At 44.3% G+C, this 25,064-nt stretch carries 22 protein-coding genes; 8 read left to right on the top strand and 14 right to left on the bottom strand.

Annotation, left to right across the window (positions count from 1 at the left end):
- Nucleotides 1–102: 102 nt before the first annotated feature.
- From F6J90_RS39050 to F6J90_RS39030, 5 genes are all read right to left on the bottom strand, one after another.
- On the bottom strand, nucleotides 103–333 hold the full coding sequence (locus tag F6J90_RS39050) for a hypothetical protein (protein WP_293106960.1): 231 nt from the start codon (nucleotides 331–333) through the stop codon (nucleotides 103–105).
- A 942-nt stretch (nucleotides 334–1,275) separates the two neighbouring features.
- Nucleotides 1,276–2,388, bottom strand: a complete 1,113-nt coding sequence (locus F6J90_RS39045) for a T3SS effector HopA1 family protein (protein WP_293106956.1) — start codon at nucleotides 2,386–2,388, stop codon at nucleotides 1,276–1,278.
- Complete coding sequence (locus F6J90_RS39040) at nucleotides 2,372–2,674, bottom strand: hypothetical protein (RefSeq protein ID WP_293106953.1); 303 nt, start codon at nucleotides 2,672–2,674, stop codon at nucleotides 2,372–2,374. The genes F6J90_RS39045 and F6J90_RS39040 overlap by 17 nt, the downstream gene beginning before the upstream one ends.
- Nucleotides 2,593–3,753 (bottom strand): phosphotransferase, encoded by a 1,161-nt coding sequence (locus F6J90_RS39035; RefSeq protein WP_293106950.1) that lies wholly within the window; start codon nucleotides 3,751–3,753, stop codon nucleotides 2,593–2,595. The genes F6J90_RS39040 and F6J90_RS39035 overlap by 82 nt, the downstream gene beginning before the upstream one ends.
- Nucleotides 3,728–3,952, bottom strand: coding sequence for a hypothetical protein (locus tag F6J90_RS39030; RefSeq protein WP_293106947.1), 225 nt, complete (start codon nucleotides 3,950–3,952; stop codon nucleotides 3,728–3,730). The genes F6J90_RS39035 and F6J90_RS39030 overlap by 26 nt, the downstream gene beginning before the upstream one ends.
- Before the next feature lie 97 nt (nucleotides 3,953–4,049).
- On the opposite strand from F6J90_RS39030, the gene F6J90_RS39025 reads away from it, so the two are divergent.
- Nucleotides 4,050–4,253 (top strand): hypothetical protein, encoded by a 204-nt coding sequence (locus F6J90_RS39025; RefSeq protein WP_293106944.1) that lies wholly within the window; start codon nucleotides 4,050–4,052, stop codon nucleotides 4,251–4,253.
- 169 nt (nucleotides 4,254–4,422) lie between these two features.
- On the opposite strand, the gene F6J90_RS39020 is transcribed toward F6J90_RS39025, so the two are convergent.
- The 4 genes from F6J90_RS39020 to F6J90_RS39005 form a co-directional block, all read right to left on the bottom strand.
- Nucleotides 4,423–4,614 carry a hypothetical protein gene (locus tag F6J90_RS39020; RefSeq protein ID WP_293106941.1) on the bottom strand — a complete coding sequence of 64 codons (192 nt, stop codon included), beginning with the start codon at nucleotides 4,612–4,614 and terminating at the stop codon, nucleotides 4,423–4,425.
- 81 nt (nucleotides 4,615–4,695) lie between these two features.
- A complete protein-coding gene (locus tag F6J90_RS39015) occupies nucleotides 4,696–4,872 on the bottom strand; it encodes a hypothetical protein (protein WP_293106938.1) in 177 nt (58 codons plus the stop codon).
- Nucleotides 4,873–5,045: 173 nt separating this feature from the next.
- Nucleotides 5,046–9,194, bottom strand: a complete 4,149-nt coding sequence (locus F6J90_RS39010) for a filamentous hemagglutinin N-terminal domain-containing protein (RefSeq protein WP_293106936.1) — start codon at nucleotides 9,192–9,194, stop codon at nucleotides 5,046–5,048.
- A 17-nt stretch (nucleotides 9,195–9,211) separates the two neighbouring features.
- Nucleotides 9,212–9,472 (bottom strand): hypothetical protein, encoded by a 261-nt coding sequence (locus F6J90_RS39005; protein WP_293106933.1) that lies wholly within the window; start codon nucleotides 9,470–9,472, stop codon nucleotides 9,212–9,214.
- Here F6J90_RS39005 and F6J90_RS39000 point away from each other — a divergent pair.
- From F6J90_RS39000 to F6J90_RS38990, 3 genes are all read left to right on the top strand, one after another.
- On the top strand, nucleotides 9,465–9,668 hold the full coding sequence (locus F6J90_RS39000) for a hypothetical protein (RefSeq protein ID WP_293106930.1): 204 nt from the start codon (nucleotides 9,465–9,467) through the stop codon (nucleotides 9,666–9,668). The two genes, F6J90_RS39005 and F6J90_RS39000, sit on opposite strands and share 8 nt — an antisense overlap.
- A 176-nt stretch (nucleotides 9,669–9,844) precedes the next feature.
- Entirely contained in the window at nucleotides 9,845–10,096 is a 252-nt protein-coding gene (locus F6J90_RS38995; RefSeq protein ID WP_293106927.1) for a hypothetical protein, read from the top strand.
- Nucleotides 10,083–10,535: an HNH endonuclease gene (locus F6J90_RS38990; protein ID WP_293106925.1), complete on the top strand. Its 453-nt coding sequence runs from the start codon at nucleotides 10,083–10,085 to the stop codon at nucleotides 10,533–10,535. Before F6J90_RS38995 ends, F6J90_RS38990 begins: the two co-directional genes overlap by 14 nt.
- Nucleotides 10,536–11,213: 678 nt before the next feature.
- On the opposite strand, the gene F6J90_RS38985 is transcribed toward F6J90_RS38990, so the two are convergent.
- On the bottom strand, nucleotides 11,214–12,686 hold the full coding sequence (locus F6J90_RS38985) for an NF038122 family metalloprotease (RefSeq protein ID WP_293106922.1): 1,473 nt from the start codon (nucleotides 12,684–12,686) through the stop codon (nucleotides 11,214–11,216).
- 494 nt (nucleotides 12,687–13,180) lie between these two features.
- On the opposite strand from F6J90_RS38985, the gene F6J90_RS38980 reads away from it, so the two are divergent.
- From F6J90_RS38980 to F6J90_RS38970, 3 genes are all read left to right on the top strand, one after another.
- Entirely contained in the window at nucleotides 13,181–14,374 is a 1,194-nt protein-coding gene (locus tag F6J90_RS38980) for a DNA double-strand break repair nuclease NurA (protein WP_293106919.1), read from the top strand.
- A gap of 422 nt (nucleotides 14,375–14,796) precedes the next feature.
- A complete protein-coding gene (locus tag F6J90_RS38975) occupies nucleotides 14,797–15,405 on the top strand; it encodes a hypothetical protein (RefSeq protein ID WP_293106916.1) in 609 nt (202 codons plus the stop codon).
- On the top strand, nucleotides 15,365–15,514 hold the full coding sequence (locus F6J90_RS38970; RefSeq protein WP_293106913.1) for a hypothetical protein: 150 nt from the start codon (nucleotides 15,365–15,367) through the stop codon (nucleotides 15,512–15,514). The genes F6J90_RS38975 and F6J90_RS38970 overlap by 41 nt, the downstream gene beginning before the upstream one ends.
- Before the next feature lie 131 nt (nucleotides 15,515–15,645).
- Here F6J90_RS38970 and xseB read toward each other — a convergent pair whose 3' ends face one another.
- Both xseB and F6J90_RS38960 read right to left on the bottom strand, forming a co-directional pair.
- Entirely contained in the window at nucleotides 15,646–15,909 is a 264-nt protein-coding gene (gene xseB, locus F6J90_RS38965; protein ID WP_293106911.1) for an exodeoxyribonuclease VII small subunit, read from the bottom strand.
- A gap of 12 nt (nucleotides 15,910–15,921) precedes the next feature.
- Nucleotides 15,922–16,080: a hypothetical protein gene (locus F6J90_RS38960; RefSeq protein WP_293106908.1), complete on the bottom strand. Its 159-nt coding sequence runs from the start codon at nucleotides 16,078–16,080 to the stop codon at nucleotides 15,922–15,924.
- Between the two features lie 437 nt (nucleotides 16,081–16,517).
- On the opposite strand from F6J90_RS38960, the gene F6J90_RS38955 reads away from it, so the two are divergent.
- Nucleotides 16,518–18,008 (top strand): FAD-dependent oxidoreductase, encoded by a 1,491-nt coding sequence (locus F6J90_RS38955; RefSeq protein WP_293106905.1) that lies wholly within the window; start codon nucleotides 16,518–16,520, stop codon nucleotides 18,006–18,008.
- A 474-nt stretch (nucleotides 18,009–18,482) separates the two neighbouring features.
- Here the strand turns inward: F6J90_RS38955 and F6J90_RS38950 are convergent, their stop codons facing one another.
- Both F6J90_RS38950 and F6J90_RS38945 read right to left on the bottom strand, forming a co-directional pair.
- Nucleotides 18,483–23,684 carry a hypothetical protein gene (locus tag F6J90_RS38950; RefSeq protein WP_293106902.1) on the bottom strand — a complete coding sequence of 1,734 codons (5,202 nt, stop codon included), beginning with the start codon at nucleotides 23,682–23,684 and terminating at the stop codon, nucleotides 18,483–18,485.
- Nucleotides 23,630–24,991, bottom strand: a complete 1,362-nt coding sequence (locus F6J90_RS38945) for a P-loop NTPase fold protein (RefSeq protein ID WP_293106900.1) — start codon at nucleotides 24,989–24,991, stop codon at nucleotides 23,630–23,632. The genes F6J90_RS38950 and F6J90_RS38945 overlap by 55 nt, the downstream gene beginning before the upstream one ends.
- Nucleotides 24,992–25,064: the final 73 nt, after the last annotated feature.

Below are 25,064 nucleotides of genomic sequence, written 5' to 3'. Positions count from 1 at the left end.
TCCCTGATCAGAACGTTGGGCAATATTTCTACTCATTTGATTGCTCAAACCTTCACTTCCTAAATTTAGGATTCAGCAGTGAAGGTATTTGGTCAAAAGAGTTTACAGCATTATATAGCAATATAGACCGGTGCGAATGTTTTTTTCAGTAGTGTATCCAGTAGTCGTAAAGCAATTACAGGTCTTTTGTACTGAATCTACTGGTGGATATAAAACAAGTCCTCCCATAGCCTGCTCAAGTTCATCATTACTCAGTTCGTTCATAAAGCTTTCAGAATCGTTGAACAAGTCAGCGCCAGTGGGTTTGATGTCCTTAACTTTGATATTTGCCATTTGAACTTTCCTCCAATAAACGGTTGTGGTTGACTAGGAATAACTTAGCCATGGTTTATTTCTGTTTTTATCCTAGTTAAACTAATTTAAGTAGTCGATATTTTTTCTATTTATTATCGCTAAAACTGAAACAGTTTTGTCCCTATCAATAATTAATAAATTTGAAACCGTACGAGACTGTGTAGATGCAGCCTTCAGAAAAGGTTCTAATGTATTGATGTGCTCTCTAATTTAGGTGATAAACTAAACTAGTTATGTCTATAAAACTAGTGGAACTGATAAAAACTATAAAAAATAGTCCAAGAGTAGTCTTGGACTAAAATACTAAAATTATTTTCTAACATTTTTAAATTTGGTGAGGTACAAATTTATGGGTTTTAGGGAGCAGGGAGCAGGAAGCAGGGAGCAGGGAGCAGGGAGCAGGAAGCAGGGAGCAGGGAGCAGGGAGTGGTAAAAAAATATGTGTACCTCATGATTATGAGAATTGCTATATAGCAATCCTAAATCATTTGTCAAATCACTGGACTTCTTAAAAACTAGCTCCAACTCCGGTCCCTTCTGCCATTCCCCTCCTGGGAGGGGTTAGGGGCTCATAAGGGTAGGTTTTTTACTTTGACCTCAGGTGTGGGGTGTAGGGGATGGGGTGTGGGGTGTGGGGCATAAGAAAGCGATGCAGAGGTGCGACAATAAGCGCGAATTTAATAAAATGATTCCGAAAGCGCACCAAAGCCCGACCTGCGGGGGTTTCCCCCACTCGCGCTTTGGATCAAGACAACGACAAATTAAGTATATTGTCTTATCCCCCACACCCCACACCCCACACCCCACACCCCACACCTCACGTCTTTGTTAAAAACCTACCCCTGTGAGGGGGTTAGGGGTGGGTGCCTTCTGCCAAATGCCTTAAAGCAGCCCATTTCTTTCACGAATCAGATAGGATTGCTATCTATCTAAACACTGATAAATATCTTCAGAATTGGCATTCAGATAAACACGCTCCAAGTCAATCCCCAGCCTAGAAAATTGCCCAAGGATAGCCTTCATTTTTCCTTCAGTGGAATCATCCCCTTGATGCCAAGCTTCCAACAAACCATTGGCCACAATCTGACAGCGATTCATGCCAAAGCTTTCCTGTTCGGCAAATTTTTGGTCTGGTTCTTCTGCTAACCCCAATCCTGGTGCTAGCTCCATGGTAAATAGGGGAACCTCTGGCTGAAAATGGGATTGGTGCTCTGTATAAACAGTCTTTAAAACTCCCTCAACAGCGTCATAGTGACACTTGTCAAAGTAGAGTACTCCCGAATCGTGCCGTTCGTAGTCTTTGGGATTGTACAAAACTTTAAAGTGGAAAGGAATTTCCATGTCGTTCAGCTGTTGGGTTAAGCTACCCATTACCGCAACTGCACCGTCAGGAGTCAAGTTGAAGTAAATTCGCACAGTCACTGACTGGTCTGTTTGCGGACGATTTGCTTCTAGATTGCCAACGGCCATATAAAAGCCATTTTGCACCAAATTCTTAGGCATACGGATTGCTACTGAATCCCCGACGGTGGCAGATTGGTGGGATGCTGGCAGATGCTTATCCCGTTCAATATGCACCCTCAATCCTCCCTTAGTCACAGCCAAACTACCATCATTTTCTTCTCTGAGAACAGACCAACCAGGGTCAAAGTAGCCTTTGCCACTATTGCTGTCGTGCAGTCGCTGATAAAATCCCACATCTACTCCCAGGATGGTATTGTTTTCCAGGTCTAGTGGCGCAGCTTCAGTATCTGCTTCCGGTGCGAGAGCATTTCGCATTGAACCGTTGTAATAAATACCATATAGAAAACTCCGCAGTTGCAGACTGATATATTTTTGCTGCATATCTTCGGGCATCCGTTGAAAACGTTCCACAGCTTCGGCTGGAATTTCCAACGGTTTGTAATCTGAATGGTGAATAGAGAAGTCTGATTGGATTTTTACTTTGTTAACAATATCGTCTAGAACATCTAGTAATTGCTGATTGGCGATGTGGGATGATTGAATTTGTTTAGAATCAAGTAGTTGGATCATAGTTTGGTAGGGAGTAGGGAGTAGGGAGTAGGGAGTAGGGAACAGGGAACAGGGAACAGGGAACAGGGAACAGGGAACAGGGAACAGGGAACAGGGAACAGGGAACAGGGAACAGGGAACAGGGAACAGGGAACAGGGAACAGGGAACAGGGAACAGTAGGAAAGACCTTTGAAGCGTTTTTGATGTTATTGGAATGCTATATCTTAAACAGCGGAAGGACGGAGTTGGATTAATTCTGCAATAGCAGGGCCAAAAATTGTGGGCATGGATTGTTCTGGGCGACACAACAAGGTCTTGGCAACCTGAAGCATGGCAATCCCAGCATTACCAAAGGATTTTTGGTACTCAATCATCGCCCGAATCCGTTGTATCAAACCAAAACCTGTAAATTGCACCGCTGTCTGCAAGAAATCAGGTCGGTGTTCTAAAATTTCTGGAAAGGTTTCAAAATACCCTTTGGTTAGGGCAGCAATGGAAGGCTGGAGCTGTTCCAAGGGGGTCATGGCTAAACGTAGGGATTCTTCAATACTTAAAGATTTACTGATAACCAGGCTACTCAGCCAGATTTGGACATAGCTGCTGATCAGTGTTCCTAAATCAAACCCAGGGTCTCCCCAACTACAGCGCTCCCAATCAATTAACCTGACCATGCTGGTACTTTCATGCTCCCAATCTTGGTGCAGAAGGATATTATTTAGCTTTAGGTCATTGTGGGTCAGACAGCAGGGGGCAAAAGCATTCCCTAGTTGTGCGATCGCTTGCCCTAAACTATCGTATCGTTGATAAAGGGCAAAGAATTTCAGCCCGTCAGCAGGTACCGCACCAAAGATTTCTGGACCAATTCGTTCTAAACTGTTAACTAGTCTAGGCACTTGGTCAGTGGTTTGATTATCGCTTTCGGTACAGAAGAAATCTTGATAGTCTTTACGATTAAAGGTATGATGATGGATTTTTCCTAAGAGGGTGCCGATGGTGGCAGCAACTTCTGTAGGAAAGATATTTTCCTTGGCGTAGAAATCCATTAAATCCCGATAGTCATCGAGATAGCGGAAAACCATAATGGAATTCTCACCATCAAAATGCAGCACTTCCGGTATCAAAGAGCGGAGGTTAGCAAGTTCTGGAAATTGCTGTAAGAATTCTTGAATTCGCCATTCATTCAAAAACTCACCAGCGGCTTTCCCTTCCTGGTTATGTCGCTCCTGCTTGACGAGCAGCTTATTACCATCTGGAAAGGTCAACAATAAGTTAAAGTTCTTGGCTTCCAGTGGCTCAATTTTACTGAGAGCTTGCTCGGAGGGATTGCATAAACCACGAGCAGCTAGATAGTCAAACACATTATGAGAGTTTAATATGAATGTCATAATTAGGGAATTGGGAATCGGGAATCGGGAATCGGGAATCGGGAATCGGGAATCGGGAATCGGGAATCGGGAATCGGGAATCGGGAATCGGGAAAAAATAGGTGTTTACAACTTCATTAATAGGAAAAATACTATATTGATTAGTATAGGTAAAAGTAAAGTTATTCTGCCAATTGTTTCTGCTTAAAAACAGACGCAACTAAAACTTTTATGTCTCTAAATTAGTCAGGGGAAGTGTGGGAAGTGTGGGAAGTGTGGGAAGTGTGGGGAGGGTGGGGAGATAGGGAGATAGGGAGATGGGGGAGATTTTTATTAAGGGTAATTGTCATAACATGATATTAGCCTTCTATTCCCGAAGAGTGTTTTTGCCAAAAGCAATGCAGTGGCCTCACGGCGGTTTCCCCCAAGACGGCGCTGGCTCCCCAAGACCACTCTGCATCGCTACTCCCTACTCCCTACTCCCTACTCCCTACTCCCTACTCCCTTTGCTATATAACTAAACTAGTTATGTCATCAAAATATTCAAAAATCATAGAAAATTATAGAGGGCTGGTTTTCATGATCTATTTGTAAATTCTATAGACTACGGTTGCTGGATAAAATGACATTGGTAATTGAAACTTAAGGATAATTTTCACTTCCTTGTTGTAAATCTATGCTTTGAGTATGTCAGACTGATGTATGCGATCGCATTTGTTTTATGACTCTGACGTATGCGATCGCGTAGCGGCTCTGTTCGCGTAGCGTGGCCTTTGGCCTTAAGAGCATCGCGTAGGTGTTAGGAATATCCGGTATGCGTTCGTGTTTGTTGATCCCGTAGCGGCTCTGTTCGCGTAGCTTGGCCTTTGGCCTTAAAAACATCGCGTTTGTTGATGATCAGGTTATGTAGGAATTACTTACTCAGATATATATAGCAATTCTCAGGAGGAGTGAGGACAAAGCTTATCCTTTTAAGGCAAGAGGCAAAAGGCAAAAGGCAATATTCAAGAGGGTTGTAAGCGATGCAGCGCGGTCTTGGGGAGGCAGTGCGGTCTTGGGGAGGCAGCGCGGTCTTGGGGGTCCCCCCCATGAGCGACTGCCGTGGTTCCCCCCATGAGCAACTGCCGTGGTTTCCCCCATGAGCGACTGCATCAAGACAGGGAATCAGCCTGAAATAATACTGTACCTCATAAGTACGATAAACGCTATAAAATCTCTGTAACCCTCTGTTCCCTGTTCCCTGTTCCCTGTTCCCTGTTCCCTGTTCCCTGTTCCCTGTTCCCTATAGCTGATAGCTTACAATCCCATGATACTTACCTAAGATTATGACAGTTGATGGAAGTATTCAATACTGGTTTGAGCTCAGGACCAGTGGGATAAGGCACCAACTCCACAATTCCATCTTTATTGATGATCCATCCTTGAGCTTCAATAATTGGTGGCTTTTTCGCTGTCACTTGAGGTTCCTGATTGGGTTTTTTCCCCCGATTGCGAGCAGCCCGATACAATTGACGCCTGGTGGCCGAGAAATCCCGCCAATCGATCCAAATGGTTTCACCTTTGAGGGGGTCAGTGGGGTCAGTGGGTAAGCCCCCTCGTCCAAGCAGAGCAAATGAATTCTGCTCATCATCGGTGCTACAGCCTGTGGCAATCAGTAGACCAGTATCAATGATACTTGCTGGTAATGGGATTAATCCTAGGTTTTGAGTTAAGTCTGGATTGCTAATGTTGATTTGACCATCCACACCAAATTCAGAACTGGCAGTAATCTGGCTATCTGGAGACAGAAACAGACCTTGAGTCGTGATATCAATATTACCGCCAGGACCCAATATGGCATTGGCTGCGATATTACTATTTTCTACAACCACTACAAAATCACTATTAATCTTAATATCACCGCCACCACCAGTACTGTCATTAACGCTGGTACTAATCCCGCTCTGGTTTGAAAGGAACAGTAAGTCACTAGTAATGTCAATATTACCGCCGCCGCTAAGCTCAGAGGTGGCAGTGATTTCCCCTCGATTACTGGTGATTTGATTAGCCGAAATATCAATATTGCCTCCTCCAGCGGAGAAGTTGGATGCGGTAATACCACCACCATTGGGAGTGTCCGATCCGCTGTTGGAAAGCTCGATGGAGTTTGCCACAATCTCAATATCCCCAGCTGTGCCTTGTCCTGGTAGTAGCAGGTCATTGCTTTGGAAGTTACTGACACTGATTGTTGCTCCATCTCGGATAATTAACTGATCCGTGAAGACTTCTAATTTACCGCCATTACCAGTACCTGCGATCGCATTCGCCAATAGTCCGCTGGCACCTAGGTCTGATGTCCCAATTAGTTCTATCTCCTGTGCCTGAACTCTCAAGGTTCCCCCATCCCCTTGGCCTCTGGTAATGGTTCCCACTTGAGCGCCATCCACCAACCGCAAGCGTTCAGTTTCAAGGGTCAGCTCACCCCCTTTGCCTATGGCGTCTAATTCCACATTGGCAAATATAGCGCTAGCGAAATTCGTTCTGGTACCAATTAATTCGACGTCTGTTGCGTTTACCTTTATAGAACCGGCATCCCCCGTACCAAAGGTAGTCGCTAAAATCCTAGCCCCATCAGTAATTCGCAAGCCCTCGGTGTTAATGGTCAAACCACCCCCATTACCCATGGCTCCTGGTTGGACTTGTGTAAATAAGCCACTGGCTAATCCCTGTGGTGAGATACCAATTAATTCGACGTCTGTTGCGTTTACCTCTATAGAACCAGCATCCCCTATACCAAGGGTAATTGCTGAAATCTGAGCCCCATCACTCAGCCGCAAGGCCTCGGTGTTAATGGTCAAGTCGCCCCCATTGCCGATCGCGTCTGGTTCCACATTGGCCAAGAGGCCAGTAGGTAATCCCTGTGATGAAGTACCAATTAGTTCGATCTCAGTAGCCTGCACTGTCATCGGACCTGCATCCCCTTCAGCAAAAGTAGTAGTTGCAATCTGAGCCCCATCACTCAGCCGCAAGCGTTCGGTGTTAATGGTCAAGTTGCCCCCATTCCCAATTGCTTCTGGCTCCACATTCCCTAACAGAGCGCTGGGTAATCCCTCTGGTGAGGTACCAATTAGTTCTATCTCAGTGGCTTGCACCCTCATCGGACCTGCATCCCCTTCACCAAAGGTATTAGCTGTAATCTGAGCCCCATCACTCAGCCGCAAGCGTTCCGTGTTAATGGTCAAGTTGCCCCCATTGCCGATCGCTTCTGGTCTGACTTCTGTAAATAAGCCACTGGCTAATCCCTGTGGTGAGGTACCACTCAATTGTAGATCGATTGCCTGTATGGTTAAAAAACCGGCATCCCCTTCACCAAAGGTAGTCGCTGCAATCTGAGCCCCATCAGTCAGCTGCAAGTTTTCAGTCTCAATGGTCAAGTTGCCCCCATCCCCGATCGCGTTTGGTCGGACTTCTGTCAATAAGGCACTGGGTAATCCCTGTGGTGAGGTACCAATTAATTCGACGTCTGTTGCCTTTACCTCTATAGAACCGGCATCCCCTTCTCCAAGGGTAATTGCTCTGATCTGGGCTCCATCAGTCAGCCGCAAGCCCTTGGTTTCAATGGTCAAGTCGCCCCCATTCCCGATCGCCTTTGGTTCCACATTGGCTAAAACGCCACTAAGTAATCCCCCTGGTGAAGTACCAATTAGTTCGATCTCAGTAGCCTGCACCATGATCGAACCAGCATTTCCTTGACCAAAGGTAGTGGCTGCAATCTGAGCCCCATCAGTCAACCGCAAGTTCTCAGTCTCAATGGTCAAGTCGCCCCCATTCCCGATCGCTTTTGGTCTGACTTCTGTAAATAAGCCACTGGCTAATTCTGCGGTTGACGTCCCAGTCAATTGCACATCTTGAGCCTTAACAGTCAAGGATCCTGCATCCCCTGTGCCAAAGGTAGTAGCTGCAATTTGAGCTCCATCACTCAGCCGTAAGCTCTCAGTCTCAATGGTCAAATTGCCCCCATTCCCGGTAGCTCCTTCTTCGACATTTGCTAACAACCCACTGGGGAACCTGCCAAAAGCCGTACCAATCAGGTCTACCTCCTTGGCCTGAACTCGTAAATCTCCCCCATTCCCTTTGCCAAAGGTACTAACTGAGATTTGAGCCCCATTAGTCATGCGCAAGCGCTCGGTGTCAATGATCAAATTGCCCCCATTCCCGGTACCCCCTACTTCTACTAGCGCAAACAAACCACTGGGACCGGAGTTGGAGCCAGCAATCACCTCTACCTCAGCAGCGGTGACGGTCAAGGTGCCAGCATTCCCTGAGCTAAAGGTCCCACTGGATATCTGAGCGCCATCAGCAACCCGCAACCGCTCCGTGTCAATGACTAAATTACCCCCATTCCCAGTAGCCCCTGGTGCCAGATCAGCAGATAAACCGCTGAAAAAGAAATTATTGGCAGCGGTACCGATAACGTCCAATGCCTCGGTCGCCTTTACCGTCAAACTTCCCCCAGCCCCACTGCCCAGGGTATCGGCTAAGATGGCTGACCCCTCAGTAAGGGTCACCCGCCGACCCTGCACCTGGATTTCACCCCCGTCATTACCACTGGTACTCACTGACGCCGCTTGGGAAAAGGTAATATCCTGAAATTGTCCTACATCGTCATAGCTTAATGTCCAACCTGAGTTAGTTGGGGTCAGGGTTACCATCCCTTCTCCCTGGACGCTCCCCAGTTCAATCCGTCCTCCGGCTGTGGTGAGATTTCCACCGACGAGAGCAACATCACCCCCCACCAAGGCTAAGGTTTTACCTGGCTGTACTTCCAGCCCCACCGTTCGATTGTCTCTGATTACTGCAAATGTATTGCGATCAAGACTCATATTGTTCCCAGGCCCGTTGATCACAATTCCGCCTGGATTGGCTTGGGAGCCATACTGTAAACCAGTGGGAATATTAATGGTTAACAGGGGAGGCTCCTGGGGATTGGTAGCACTAAATTCACTGCCATCGGCAAATTTAATGCTGTTAGCGGTAGAGCCGATAAACGAACCACCAATATCTAGAGAAGCCTCCGAACCAAACACGATGCCATTGGGATTGATTAAAAACAGGTTAGCGTTACCGTTAGCTCGAATTAAGCCATCAATATTGGAAATCGACCCACCAGTGACCCGGCTAATAATATTCTCAATGGTGAGGGAATTGTTGAAAAAGGCTGTATTCCCAGTCAGAACGGAAAACTGCTCGAAGCTATGGAAGAGATTACCCCCTGCAGTGGTACCACCAGTAATCTCAATGATGTTGCCATTCGGAGTAACAATGGAATTGTTCGGTAGAGTATTATCTGGAACAATTTGAGCAGAGCAGAGCAAGGGCATCTGAGCCACTAGGTAACAGGCAATGGGCAAGGTCAGGAGTTGGTTGAAGGGTTTATTGTGATGCGACTTAGGTGGCAATTTACAAAAATCTGTGATGACCATGAGGCTTTTCTAGAGACTCAAGCATGTTGTGGGCAAGAACTATCCTCTAGAATTCCCAAACCTCTAGACCAAGTAACGCTGATGACTAGAAAAGGGGAAATTGTTTTACAGGGGTTTTCAATTGGGTCAGGTACAAATTCTTGGGTTTTAGGGAGCAGGGAACAGGGAATAGGGAATAGGGAATAGGGAATAGGGAATAGGGAACAGGTAAAAAATCCGGCTAATAATGGAATGATTTTAAGAGTGAGGTGGAATGGGCATCTTGGTGGAATGGGCATCTTGCCCCTTACGGGTCGCACCCGTGGAATGGGCATCTTGGTGGAATGGGCATCTTGCCCGTTACAACGGGTCGCACCTGTGGAATGGGGATCTGGCCGTGGAATGGGGATCTTGGTGGAACTGGCATCTTGCCAGTTTCAATATATTTTCGCGCGGGCAGGATGCCCACTCTACTCCTATTCAAAAGAAGACTGACGCAACGCCAAAAATCCTGTGTAGCTCATAGTTATGAAAAACTCATTAATAGCAATTCACCGAAATTAGGGCTAGACATCAATTTGATCTGGCCATCTCCTCGCGCCCGGGTTGGAGCTCCAGATCTCCGTTTCTCCGAATTGCTAAAATCAATAAGATTCCTCACAAAAACAACTATGACTGCTATCGGGATCAAACCATCCACCTTTTTGCATCAAGGACTTCGCCTTGAGCGAACCAATAACTTAACCCTGTTCAAATTCACCGATGAGCTTGGGGAGCGGATGCAAACCCTGCTCGATAAGAAAAAAGACGATCAACTCACTCCAGACGAAACACTGGAGCTGGAAGCCATTGGCGAACTGGATGATATTTTCAGCTATATCAATGCAGTCATGATGGCTGAAGCTGCCAATGCCCATTCCTAAACAGCTCTACCAGCAGCTCAGAAAACGGGCAGTATTTCAATGTGAATATTGTCACTATCCCGAAATTCTAAGCAACGCACCCCTTTCGGTCGATCATCTTTGGCCAAGATCATTGGGGGGAACTGATCGTCTAGATAATCTTGCCTTAGCCTGCCGTCGCTGCAACGAAAGGCGCTACAACTTCACAACCGGAATTGATCCCGATACCGGAAACGAAGTCCCCTTGTTCAACCCTCGTTTACAGTCATGGTCTGATCATTTCATCTGGACAGCTGATGGTCTGCGCATTATAGGCACCAGCCCAACAGGACGAGCAACCTGCGCTCGACTGGATCTCAACGACGAGCGTCGCACTGAAAAATTCATCGTGAAATCTCGACAACTTTGGGTCAAAGGGGGGTTACATCCTCCCCCAGAGGATCCACAGCAATCTGTGTGAGGTACCCACACCAAACCTACCGCTATAGCGTAAGTACCTCAGACGGATTATAGAAATCAGATACTGTTTGGGTCAATTCTTCTACCGAGATCCGAAGTTCCCAACAACTGCGGCGATGTCTATTGTGTACCTGATTAGACTTCGCGGCAGTTGTCAGGAGACAGGAGACAGGAGACAGAAAACAGTAACAAGAATTGACGAAAACAGTATCAAAAAAATACTTTTGCCAGAGGTCTATTGATTTCAAAAATGTCTGTAACCCTATGTTCCATGCTTTTGAAATTAGGAAAAAATTCTCATAAAATTCCCACACTTCCATTTTTTTGCTCTACCGAACATAGTATGTATAAAACCGCACTTATTGCCGACTAGGTCTGATGGGAACGGTTATTTATAAAAAATCATTATATATCAATCCTCAATGAATTGTGAGAATTTTTGTTCCCTGTTCCCTGCTCCCTACTCCCTACTCCCTGTTACCTGTTCCCTATTCCCTGTTCCCTTTGCTATTTTAAAAACTAAAACTCTCGCCCAATAATGATTATAATAATTATTTGATAACCTTTCTACACAGCAAGTTCGGTAGAGCCCATTTTTTTTACAAATACTAAGATGCACCCTTTGGCTCTCTTTGCTACTGTTCCCTGTTCCCTTTTTTGATCAGGCCAGATGGCTGCACTACCTGCTACGACCCTTGAACAAACCACCAATGCCGAACAGACCTAAGCCAATTAAGCCACTGGTCGCCCCTGGGTCTGGCACCTGAGCCACTCCCTGGTCAGGATTGAAGGTTGACCAATTGAAATCCGAAAAAAAACCCTGTTCTAGCACGTGGCCTAATACTTGCCCACTGTCATTGCCATTGCCACCACCACCACTACTGCCACTGCCGCCACCACTGCCACCACCGCCACTGCCACCGCCACTACCGCCACCATAGCCCGATTCGTACATGTCGATCACATCCTGGATGCGGTCTTCATCTAGCCAGGAGCCTGCTGTTTCGTTATCATTGGCGATATACCAGTCGATGGATGAGGCATCGACGTTAGGATCATTCAAATAGTCACCGATTTCGTCGGCTAAGGTATTCTTGGCGTTGTTGACCAAGTTATTCAGATTTAGGGTCATATTTGATTCACTGGGACGGTCATCTGAGCCGAACACAACGGAGTTAAGGTCCCAGCCAATCACATCAAAGGCTTCCAAATCTAGTGGTGAGATATCGGACCTCTCTGCCCAACCTAGGGCTGGCTTCATAACGCCCAAATCATTGCCCTGACCGTCCCAGTGGCTGGCTTGATACCCATCACCTCCGAATCCTAAATGGGGATCCTTGCCTTCAGAAAACTCTGCCCGAGCTGTATCACCCCCATCAATGGAAAATAAGGCGTTGACACCATAGGCCATATCAATCCTGTTAATATTTGCGCTCCAGTTAGTATAGCGGTACATATCCAGGGCGGTAGTACGCATCAGACGCTCAAGGTTCATCTCATAACTAGCGTCATTATCCGCGAGTATGGTCGAATCGACCCCACTGACGAAGCCGAAGATATGACCAATTTCATGCATGGCCACACTCAGGAAGTCTACGGCGTCTGATGGGGTTGGGGCATTACGCTGGTAATCATAGCTCCAATTGAAGGTATCATTCATGACGATATAGCCATCGAGCAGGGAGTTATTGCTGTGGTATTTTATGGCTTTGGCATTGGCATTGGTCAGAGCAATGTTTTTGTTGTACCACCCTTCTCCGCTTTCAAACACCCCATGATAGCGAGTATTGCCATCACTATACTGATGTTCTTGCAGACTATCATAAGCAATATAATCATCTTCCGATGTTCTATCAGACTTCAGCTTCTTCCGAAATGTTTTGTAGTTTTTATTCTTTTGCAGACCAGGGAGTGCCCCACCGAGGATGTTAGAGGGCAAGCCGTCGGTCATCTCAACGTGAATTTTGACGGTGACATCATCGGTTAAATAGTAAGACCAAATCTCACCAGCCATTTCAAACGCGAGCATTTGTTCGAGGGTAGTTCCTGGTTGATAGCTGAAGTCGAAGTCTATGGCTTGAGCTGGGGCGTTACCACCAATTACTGCTGCAGATGCCAGGGACAAGGACATCATTAATTGGCGATTCTTCATAACATTTTACCTCGTGGAAATTACTGACATGGATACTGTCAGTATGAAAAGGTGATGTATGCAATCATGTTTGTGATCTGAGGCTGGTGTATAGGATCGCGTTTGTTATTGGAGCCTGATGTATACAATTGTGTTTATTTATCTCTGTTGGTTTCGGATCACTTCATGAGTCGTTTATGATCACAAGAAACCTGTGTTACAGATCACTAATTTTCCCTTAGTTAGGACTTACGAAGTTTAGTTGGTTTTGCCCCCCTAACCCCCCAAATCTGGGTACTATAGCGGTTTTCAATTAGGTGAGGTACAATTTTGGGGTTTTAGGGAACAGGGAACAGGGAACAGGGAAGAGAGAATAGAGAAGACAGAAGACAGAAGAGGGAAAAAACTTGTGTACCTCATTAGGATAAAAACCGCTATACTGTCAAAGTCCCCCAATTTTGGGGGATTTAGGGGGCAATTCGTAAATCTACAGTAAATCTACTGATGAGCTCTCCATGCTTGATCTGGCAAAACTGGCAGGACAAATCCCTGGTATTAGTAATCACCTGAGACTAGAGGCGGTGGCGTCTCGCCAACGCTTAGAACGGGCTGAACAATTACTGGCAAAGGCTAAAACACAACAAGAGAGTTTGGTCAAGTCTCATCAGCAATGGCGCGATCGCATGATTTTCACGGCGGCAACACCTGTAGAAGCTCTGGATACTTGTGTTGATATCAGTATTCCCCCAGAAAGCCATAGTGTTTTCGCCACCGATGGGTCTCAAATTTCCCCCTCTCACCACGAAATCCTCTACTGTTATGTGATTAATGTGGGTCGGGTAATGTTGCACTATGGACAAAGTCTCTACCCTCTGTTAGATAGTGTGCCCGAAGTGTTCTACCGACCGGAAGACTTATATATTTCTCGTCAGTGGGGGATTCGCACGGAGGAGTGGATGGGACATCGACGCACCATTTCCGAGGTATCGATGTTAGCAGAAATGGCTTGCCGTTGGGTGAATCCACCAGCCCCCCACAGGGATACCCCCAATCTAGCGATAGTAGATGGTTCCCTAATTTACTGGTTTCTAGATGGGATGCCAGGGGAAGCACGCGATCGCATACTGCCTCCGATTCTAACAGCTTGGGAGCAGTTGCGTTCTGTTAATGTACCCCTGATTGGTTACCTGAGTGCTTCTCGTAGTGTAGAAATGGTTAATTTCCTCAGATTACCAGCTTGTCCCTATGAAACACCAAAATGTATCACCCAATGTGGTAATCTCACGGACAAGTTGCCCTGTCAGGTGATAGACCCCTTGCGGGATACCACTCTGTGGGCAAGTTTCTTGCAACCAGGACAGCGTAGCCCTCTATTTCAGAGTTCCGCACGGATTCTGGATTTATACGACCATCACCGGATCTATTTCTGTTATGTCCATGTGGGTACAGAAATTGCTCGTATCGAGATGCCAGAATGGGTAGCCCAGAATTCAGCCTTGCTCAATCAAGCCTTGAGTTTAATGCTGGGGCAGGTATATAAAGGATATGGTTATCCCATTGCTGTGTCTGAAGCTCATAATCAGGCCGTGATTAAGGCCGGTGACCGGAATCGCTTCTTTGCTTTGCTTGAACAACAAATGATTCGGGCAGGTGTCAAGAATGTGGGAATATCCTATAAGGAGGCTCGTAAACGGGGTAGTATTAGTTGAATGAATAATTTAGAATAAATAATTTAGAATGAAGAATGAAGAATGGATAATTAAGAATGTAGAATGGATAATTAAGAATGAATAATTAAGAATTAAGAATGGATAATTAAGAATGTAGAATGGATAATTAAGAATGTAGAATGTAGAATGTAGAATTAAGAATGGTGAATGGTGAATGGTGAATGGTGAATGGTGAATGGTCAATGGTGAATGGTCAATGGTGAATGGTCAATGGTGAAGGCAGAATGGTGAATTCCCAATTCTCAATTCTCAATTCTCAATTCTTAATTCTCAATTCTCAATTCTTAATTCTTAATTCTTAATTCTCAATTCTACATTCTTAATTCTACATTCTTAATTCTACATTCTTAATTCTAAAAGTTTGATTTTTACCTTACCCAATTAAAAACCGGTATACTGTCATGGCAAATGTATTAAGAATTCTGTTTAAGCAAGATAGCTATCTCAAGCAAGAGCCGATTCAATCGTCGCAATTGCCTGATAATAAACGTCAGATGGTACCAGCAGGTACTCTATTAGTACTTCGCTATTATGGTCAGGAATCTGGCAATCACATTAAACTGGGTTTAAAAGATATTGCTTTTAAGGGTTTCAGTGGTGATTGGTATGCCTTTGAAGACCATGTAGCAATTATGATGGATAGTATTCAACCGGTAGAAACTGTTAGTAATGTAGTGTCTAAACAAGAGGATAAGACTGCTTTCAACATTCCTATTTATCAGAATACCTTAGTCAATCAACCTGTTTTACTTAACCTTTTCTTTAATCAAGATACGGTAATTAAGCGAGCTCCTATTCAATCTAATATGTTGAATGAAGCATCAAAGCAGGAAATTCCAGCAGGCACTGAATTGGTGATTGTTACTGATCAACCTAATGCTGATAATACCATTAAGTTTACTGTGGAGGAGAATCACGTAAAATTTAGCCTGAAAGATCTGGAATTCAAAGGCTTTAGTGAAGATTGGTATGCCTTTGCTGGACATGTTGGTATTCAAGGGATGGGCTGATGTCAGCATTCAGCGGTCAGCGGTCAGCGGTCAGCGGTCAGCGGTCAGCTTTGTGGCACAGGCTTCTAGTTTGTGGAACAGGCTTCTAATTTGTGGCACAGGCTTCTAATTTGTGGAACAGGCTTCTAGTTTGTGGCACAGGCTTCTAGTTTGTGGCACAGGCTTCTAGCCTGTGACCTAACGAATGCTTACCTCTTTTATTCAAAACCTGACGGCTGACAGCTGACAGGCTTATTACTATTAAAAATCAGAATCATTAGTCAGCGTCTCAATCAACAAATCCATCTTTTGCTGTCGCTCGGCCAGAAAATCTTCACATTGATGGAGATATTCGACAGCAGTAGCGAACTGATCAAACACCTCTGCTAGTTCTAGTTCTCCCGTTTCTATTTGCCTAATAATAGTTTCAACTTTAGCCACCGTCGCTTCATAGTTCCAGGTTTCTCCAGAAGGGATTTTACTTAGGTTTGAATCAGTTAGGTTTGAATCAGGTTGAGTTTCCATAGATAGCAATTGTTAATGGGGTAAGGTAGACAATTTTTTTATTTTAGGGAATCGGGAATCGGGAATCGGGAATCGGGAATCGGGAACAGGGAGAAGAGGCAAGAGGCAATAGGCAATAGGCAAGAGGAACCCACCCCTAGGTCGTGTTTTATTGCCTCGGAGATCCCCCATTATCCCCCTTAAAAAAGGGGGACTTTGAGTATGGCTCCCCCCTTTTTTAAGGGGGGCTGGGGGGGATCATAATCTTGCGGAAAACTTTAAAAACACACCCTAACCCCTCCCAGGAGAGGAATAGAGGCAATATTTAATAAAGCATATAGCAATTCTAAGACTTATGAGGTAAAGTAACAGCAGTGAGTAAACCAATTATGACAATCGGACTTAGTGACTTTTAACCCACATTCCGCACCCTAAACTGTGATACCAGCTATAGAGAACAATTGAAATAAGTATAAATACTCAAAGTAGCCCCTTTAAGGAAAATCAACGTTCCGACTCCGTTGCTATGCTCCTTGAAGCAAGCAAAAATGAGAATTATCGTGGAAAAGAAGTCCAATCACGTTTGCTTCTATTTTAACCTGATTTAGATGGAATTGCTCTGGATAAAAATGCTAGAAACTGTATTTAATCTACCACTTCAGCAAAGACAAAATATAGCCATTATTGGAGCCGGTGCTATGGGAGTATCAACAGCATGTATTTTAGCTAGATTAGGTATCGCTAAAGTATCGGTTTTTGAAGCTGAATCCAAAGTTTTTAATAAAAATGGAGCTTCTCTCAATAATACAGGTATTTTGCATCATTTTGTTTATGGTGCACATAAAAAGACACTGGAACATTTCTTCAAACAAAGTATTTTATTTAAAAAATTAATGCCTGAGTATGTTTTTGGAGATAGCTATGTTAATTATTTAGTACCCAATGAAATAGGAAACACTGCTATTAACCAAGAAGGGATAACTTTTAAAGATGTTGCTGCTTCTCTGGTTGAGATTTATCAGCAACATTTAAAAAAATATCAGAATGAAAATATTTTTGGTAAGCCAGAATACTTAGTAAATATACTAGATAAAGAAGCCATCAAACCCTTAATTGGAAATTTCGATCCGGCCAAACAGGACATCGCTGGTGCAGTCAAAGTTAGGCAATTTGTCTTAAATATTGCCGAATATGTTTGTCACATGATAAATCTGTTTAATTCTCTTGTTAGAGAAAATTTTTTTGACATTCACTACAATAATGAAGTACGTAATATTGCCATCAATAGTCAAAACTTCGAGTTAAATATAAACCACAATAATCAACTTTATTTCGATACGATAGTTAATGCTGGTTATGCCAAGGGTTTGGGCATTCCGATTCCAGAACTAAAATTTGAGCAATATATCGAAGGAAATCTAGTAAAGCTAAAAGTTTATGGACTATACAAGATTCCCTCAGACTTGAAAAAACAGTTTCCAGAAATCGACAAAAGTTTTTCTAGTACTATGCTCATTCGAGGTCAATATGGTGGAATAATTAAAGTCGGATACGATCATCTGGCAATTTTTTCTGGTCGAGAATATAACCAGGCAGAATTAGATTTTCCCTTGGCTGAAACTCCGAAAAATATTCCTAAGGAATGGTTGGATAATTTGGAAAAAATAACTGGTAGAACGGAAGCAGAAATGTTGAGCACAATTAAGCAGGATATTTCTCGGTGGATTCCTTGGGCTAAGGGATTGGAAAATATTAAGCTCAAAAAAGCAGTTCAAGTTTATCCTGGTAGAAAAACTACCGATGAGGTAGATGCTGCCAAACGGGATGATAATCCTATTCGTTATCTATATCACCATAAAAATGGGGGTAAATATATTCATATTCCTGGGTTTAAATTAACTTCTATTCCTTACAATGCATTTCAGGTTGTTCTCGAAATACTCTCAACTTATGTATGCCAGGGTATTCTTACCCAAGAGCAAGTAGATAAGCACATAATTATTGACCAAAATCAGCACATAATTCTCTCCCCTGAAATGGAATCTGCTCTTGGTAAAAATCTATCTCAATTGGCGGTTTCTGAAAGAGAAAAAATTATTGATGAGTGGGGTATTTACTAGCACATTATTTAGTGCAATTTTATTATAGCAACTAGAACCGCTGTTCCCTATTCCCTACTATTTATAAGTGTTCAAACCAACATGATATTACCTATAGTTTTAAGTAATTATTTTCACTAATTAAAATAATTTTTATTTCACCCAACACCAAGGGCGTAAATTAGTTTTTTAAGTCTTTTAATATTTTTGAACTATTTCCGTGTTTTGTATTATTATAAAAGTAAGCAAAAAGGAGATAGGAAGAAGCCAGCGCGAACTATCCAAGGCAAACGCTGGCTTCTGGCTCCTCCATTAGACAAGGAGGTCCTTAATAGTAGGCAAGAGGCAAGAGGCAATAGGCAATAGGCAAGAGTTAATAAAATATAGCGCTGCTGCCTACTCCCGATTCCCGATTCCCGATTCCCGATTCCCGATTCCCGATTCCCTACTCCCTACTCCCTACTCCCTACTCCCTACTCCCTACTCCCTATTTCCTTATAGTGAAAATCCACAAAGCTTATCCCTCTGACCTTCACGGTTATAGTGCCAATAATCGTACAACCAAGCACAACCCCGCCTTAGCAAATAATCCACATCCAAATTCCACAAAATCACGGTTTTGTCTTTACTAGCAGAAGCTAGCCACTTGCCATCGGGACTGAAACTGACTCCAAACACCGAATCGTTGTGTCCCTTAAAGGTATTAATTAAATGTCCATCCCGACTCCAAAGATTAACCGTTGTATCACTACTCGCAGATGCGATTAAGGTTCCATCGGGACTGAAACTAACCCAATTCACGGCACCATTATGCCCTTCTAAGGTTTTGAGCAACTTGCCATCTCGATTCCAGAGTTTTACCGTGCCATCACTACTAGCAGAAGCAATCATCTCGCCATCGGGACTGAAAGTAACCCAATTCACAGCATCATTATGCTCTTGATTATCCCCTTCTAAGGTTTTGAGCAACTTACCATTGCGATTCCAGAGTTTTACCGTGCCATCATTACTAGCAGAGGCAATCTGTTTGCTGTCTGGGCTAAAACTGACCCCCCAAACCTGATCCTGGTGTCCCTCTAAGGTCTTGAACAAGGTGCCGTCTAAATCCCAGAGTTTCACGGTTTTGTCAGCACTAGCAGAGGCAATTAACTTACTATCGGGACTAAAACTAACTCCCCAAACCTTATCCTGATGTCCTTCTAGAGTGTGAAGCAAGGAGCCATCCAAATTCCAGAGTTTCACAGTTTTATCTTCACTAGCGCTAGCCATGATCTTGCTATCAGGGCTGAAACTAATTCCAGTCAACGCTTCACCATGAGCCAAGAAGGCTTTTCTGCTACGATCCTTACGGCTCAAAAGTTGAATGGTATTGTCCGCACTAGCAGTAGCAATCATTTCACCATCGGGGCTGAAACTTACACTTCTGACAGTTTGATTATGGCGGATCGGTGCCAGTATACCCCCGTCGCTGGCCCAGAGTCTAATGGTTTTGTCTACACTAGCAGATGCAATCGTCTTGTTGTCCGGACTAAAACTCACATCTACCACCATTTCGCTATGTCCAGCCAAGGTTTCGATTAATTCCCCATCAGTGTTCCAGAGTTTGATGGTGTGATCAGCACTAGCAGTGGCTAGCCTCTTACCATCCGAGCTAAAACTGACATCCAGAACCCAATTACGATGACCTTCGAGGGTATCGATTAATGTCCCATCAGTTTGCCAGAGTTTGACAGTGTTGTCTGTACTGGCAGATGCAATAGTCTTGCCATCAGGACTAAAACTGACACTCACCACTGGTTGTGTATGAGCTTGCCAGGTTTTCAGCAGTGTTCCGTCACTGCGCCAAAGTTTGATAGTTTTGTCCTTACTGGTGGAAGCAATTAACTGACCATTAGCAGAAATACTAACTCCCAACACCGAATCACTGTGACCGGTTAGAGTGTGGAGTAAAACACCATCTTTACTCCATAGCTTGACAGTTTTATCCTCACTAGCCGATGCGATCATCTGGCGATCGGGGCTAAACCTAACACAATGGACTGTTTTAGTATGCCCATCTGGCCCATCTAAGGTCATTACCAGGGAGCCATCCTTACGCCACAGCTTCACAGTTTTGTCTTCACTACCACTAGCCAGCATCTGACCATCTTGACTAAAACTGACACTCTGGATTCCAGCGCGATGACCTCGAAAACTTTTGAGCAAGGTACCGTCTTTGCGCCAAAGTTTGATAGTCTTGTCTCTACTCCCAGAGGCAATCAGCTCACCATCTGGGCTAAAACTGACACTACTGACCCAATCTCGATGTCCCTTTAAACGGTTGCGTTCTCTGACCCCATAAACTGCCTGTTGTAGAGCAGTGACTACCCGTGTCTCGGTCTCTGCATTCACCCCAAGGGATTTCTGCAATTGCTGGGCTGCCTCTAAACTTAGGATGAGGGCATCAAAGGTTCTGTTGGCATCAACTAGAGCTTTTGACGAGTAGCTCAGGTCACTCAAATGGTTGTTGGTTTTACTGATAGCGTAGCGAACCCCAAGTATACCGGTAATCACCATCAGACTGAACAGTGCCATTCCTGCCCAACGTGCTTCTCGCAATCGTTGTCTGAGAATTCGATTCAGCTTTTCTTCAGTTTTCCTTTGTTTTTTGGTTATTTCTGCCAGTTGGTTTTGGAGTTCTTGTTGTTTAACCAGTTGCTCAATTTTATCCTGGCTCTGTTTGTCTTTCTGGCGCAGATTTTCTAATTCTGCTTGGAGTTTCGATTGCTTTTTCTGGCGGATAACGTCTACCAGGTAATCGTGAACCAATTGATAGCGGTTGATCGGAACTTCTGGTAATAGAAATACCAATCCTGATTTCTCAAAAATTTCTAAGATTAAATCTAGTTTATGATCTTCTAAGCATGACTCTATGGCTAGCTCGGAGCGATTCTTAAGGGGTCGATTTTTATTGTCATCGGTGAGTAACGACAACACTAGCCAAGCAGCTGTTTCATTCTCAGGACCGCAATCTTTAATAACTTTTTCTAAAAACCGCTCCACCAGTTTAGCTTTCGGACCATGGTGCTGATACTGAGCTAAAGTAGTAATATTTTCAGCTTGGAGTTGAGCTCCTACCACTTGCAACTCAATGGGACGCACTTCTCCAATTTCAGCTCCTAATTCTCTGACTAATTCATCAATTAAAGCTGGCTCTAAATAAAAATTAGCCCGATGGGTTAAGCTTTGAATAACTGAATAAGCATCTTCTAAGGAAAAATTTACTAATGGATAACGAATCTTTTTATCTAAAATATTACTTTCTATAACTTCCCACGTGTAATGTTCTAGTTCTAGTAAGTTATGTAAAGCGTTATCTCGGATAGAAAAAAGTAGTTTTAAATATGGTAATTTAAGACAATTTACTAAAAAATCATAAAATAGCTTTCGTTGGGATTGATGGGAATAAACAGAGAAAAAATCTTCAAATTGATCAAAAATTAAAACCGTTAACAAGTTATTGTCGGCGTTGTGTTGTAATTGCTCCAGGACAGAATCAATTAGGGCGTTACCATTAGAATTTAGAAATTTTTCCCTGATCAAGGGGTCCTCATTTCCATTTCCTGATACCTGATCGGCCAAGTGTTTATCTAGTTCCCCCACCCAATCGGTGTAAACTTGCACCACAATCGGTAACCCAATGCGATCGCCAATGGGTCTATTTTTGAGTGCTGGCACTAATCCGGCATGGACAATAGAACTTTTTCCAACCCCTGACTGACCATGAATCACTGTCAGTTTGTGGTCGGCACGGGTAATCCGTTCCATTAAGCGGTTTACATCTCGCTGACGTCCGGAAGCTGCCATTTCCTGGGGAACAAGGTCTTGTGGCTGTACGCCATGCCAGCTGGGATTATTAGCTCCTCGTGGTGGCTGTAGACGACTAGCACCAATGAAGGCACGGAAGCCATACAGCTGCTCCACTGCCCGTTGTTCTTGTTTAATCCGAAATGCTTCTAGGTATTGCCCTTGTTCAAAGTAAAGGCTACGTAATCGTTCCAACAGGTGCAGGTAACGCTGAGGCTCATAGCGATAATTGCTGGATTCTATGGCATCTGCCAGTTTCTGACTCGCTTTTTCCAGCTGCTTGTCGGCTTCTGCTACATTGTCCTGCTGGCGCTGGGATTTTACTAAAAATAACCGATAGAGCTGGGCTAATAGCAATGGATGCAAGCCTTGGTCATGGGGCTGATCATCAGCAGCAACAACCAAAATTAATAGAGCTTTCTCCGCTAATTGACCAGCATCCTGCCATCGGGATTGCTCAAGGGCTACTTCTGCCAAAAAGCCGTAGTCTTGGGCTAGTTGCACCTGAGTCCCATAGGTTTCATGAAGCCACAGAGCCTGTTGAGAGGTGGTTTGTAAGAATGACCACCCTTGCAGATGCTGCAGCAGTTCAGCTAGCTTACTAATAAAAATAGCCACCATATCGTGACGCCCTGCTTGGGTAAAAACTCCCATACATTTATGCAGATACGGCCAAGCTTCTTCCCAATAGCGCTGTTTATGAGCTTGATTTTGGTCAGCTTGGCGACAGTAACACAAACCAAGATAAAATAATAATAGCCCCTGCCGTTCTAAGTTATCGGTTTGCTGCCAAACTCTTAAGCTTTTACGAAACCGCTTCTTGGCTAGATTTATGCGATCGCGTTTATAGTCATCTAGACCCAAAACAAATTCTAGACTGGCGTCTAATTGTTTGTCTAAGGTAATGCCACGACTGTGTAAATCTTCTAGGGCAAAATCCAGTTCAAATCGACGTTGGTTTTGCAGTGCTGAGTTCCTGGAATAGGTAATACAAATATCGGGGTTGGTCGGTTGAAGGTTGGTCGGTTGAAGGTTGGTCGGTTGAAGGTTGGTCGGTTGAAGGTTGGTCGGTTGAAGGTTGGGAGGTTGAAGGTTGGGAGGTTGAAGGTTGGAATGTTGAAGGTTGGTTGGTTGGAGGTTGGTTGGTTGTTCGCCTTTGGCGTTTCCGCCCGGTAGGTTGGGATTTGGGATTTGTGGCGTGGTTGAGGGGGAAGACTCTCCAGAGTTTAAGAGACAGGCAAATACCATTTGAGCCTTTTGTCCTAGAAAATTGACTAACTCTGTGGTGGTCAGTTCAAACTTGAGGGGAGTGGCTGCCCAACTGGCAAAATCGGGTGCCAACCGCATCAGTTTTTGCAGTACGTGGTCATTAACCCACAATATTAGAGGAAAAGTTAGGCGTTTACGAAACTCATCCCGGACTTGATTAGTAGAGGTAAGTAATTCCTCAAGGGCAACGACTGACTCTAAACCAACAATCAGTAATGCGGAATGAGGGGGTGAGGAAATATGAGGGTCAGGCCATGAAGGGTCGATGGGGCTAGAACTCTCCCTGTGCTCGCATCTGTCTATCCCCCTGTCCTTTCCACGCCCCAATTCCCTGTGTTCGTAGTTTTGGATGGTGGTATAAAGGGTGGTAGCAGATGGCGGTATGATAAACTCTGTAATCGGGTATTGCGGCTGACACAGTGCTTTGAGGCGTTGCAGCATCTGTTGTTGCAAACCCTGGTAGTTACATCGCACGATCACAAGGGAAAATTCCCCTTGTGAAAATGCGATCGCTCTAGAGAGAGCCTTTAATGTACTATCGTTGTATTGGGCAGCGTCTGCTGGTGATTTTGTTTCAACCATGACTTAAACTGCGGTGCCTCTTCTAATGCTGGATTTATACCAAACCAATTTCCATCGCGATCGCGGTATTCAAAGACAAACATACTGCGCAATAGAGTTTGGTATTCCGTATCACCCCTGACTTTCTGCTGTTGCACCACCTGAAACAGTAATTCCCACTCCTCATCAGTAATTGATGAGAGCAGATAATCCCGCCGTTCGAGAATCACATTTTCTAAACACTCGCTCGGAATCGGTGGGTTTTCTTGCCTGAGACAATCAAACAATAATCCTAGCAAGTTACGCACATGACCACCACTAATTCGGCACAGGCGGTTTAAAGTTTCTATATTATCAAATACCTCCGGGAGCAAAGCAAATCGTTGCTCAGGAGTTTGATTGGGGAAAGCTCTAACCAGCACCATTTCTCGCAGCAGTGCCATGCCATCGGGAAACTCCTCACCTGTGCGCAGTTTGACTGGTACCATGGGTAATATTTTAGGAGTGAGTCCACCACCTAAGCGATTCTTCAGAGTTTCGCACTCATTGGAGAAAGTTAACGCCAAGGGAATTGTGTAAACAATATGGCAATTGAGTCGCCGTAACTGCTCACCCCGGTCAATGAATAAGTATTCTGGTTGCGATCGCCCAGAGGGTAAGGGGCGAATATCCACCCGATCCAGATTATCCACAATCACCACTAGTCCCGCCTTGCCCTTTTTCTTCAGGGTAGTGGTAGCAGGTCTTAGTAGTTCTTCATTAATCGAGTCTAAGATTCCACTAGTGCGAGGTTCCAGGTATTCCCGCAATCGACGCCGCAGCTTAGGACTTTCTTTAGTTTTAGCCGTTATTTTGCCAATGCCTACCGACAATTCTGCTTCAGCACCCAATTCAATCGGTGTGCGCAAAAAATCGGTAATTTCTGTAAAAAGATTGACAAAATAACCTGGTTTTATATTAATATTAATTTTCTCCAGACTTTCACTGACTTGACCAGCTATACTCAGCAAAATATCGCTTAGATCAACATCAGCCATGTCTAAATCTTGAGACGACTCAAAATAAACCACATGAAATTTCTGTTGCTCTAACTCAGCTTTTAGTCTAAGTAATTCTGTGGATTTACCACAGCCAATATGCCCTGTAAACAGCTGACAAGTCGGCTCATCTGGAGAAATTAGGGTGATGGTTCGCTTGAGGGACTCAATAATTTTATTTCCTCTAACTGGGGAAAAATCAATATAGTATTTGCGCTCATTGACATCTCCCATGCTCAGGGGCTTGCTGGGATTACAAGCTTTGTAGAATCTTGGCAGATATAATACCATGATAGCGTAATTTTCCTTCCTGATTTAGTCGCAGGACAATGGGAATTCCCACGTTTGTGTAGCACCTAACTTA

Origin of the sequence: Moorena sp. SIOASIH (assembly GCF_010671925.1) — a bacterium.
Taxonomy (GTDB): domain Bacteria; phylum Cyanobacteriota; class Cyanobacteriia; order Cyanobacteriales; family Coleofasciculaceae; genus Moorena.
The sequence above is the reverse complement of the archived record's forward strand: the minus strand, read 5'-3'. Positions and strand labels throughout refer to the sequence as shown.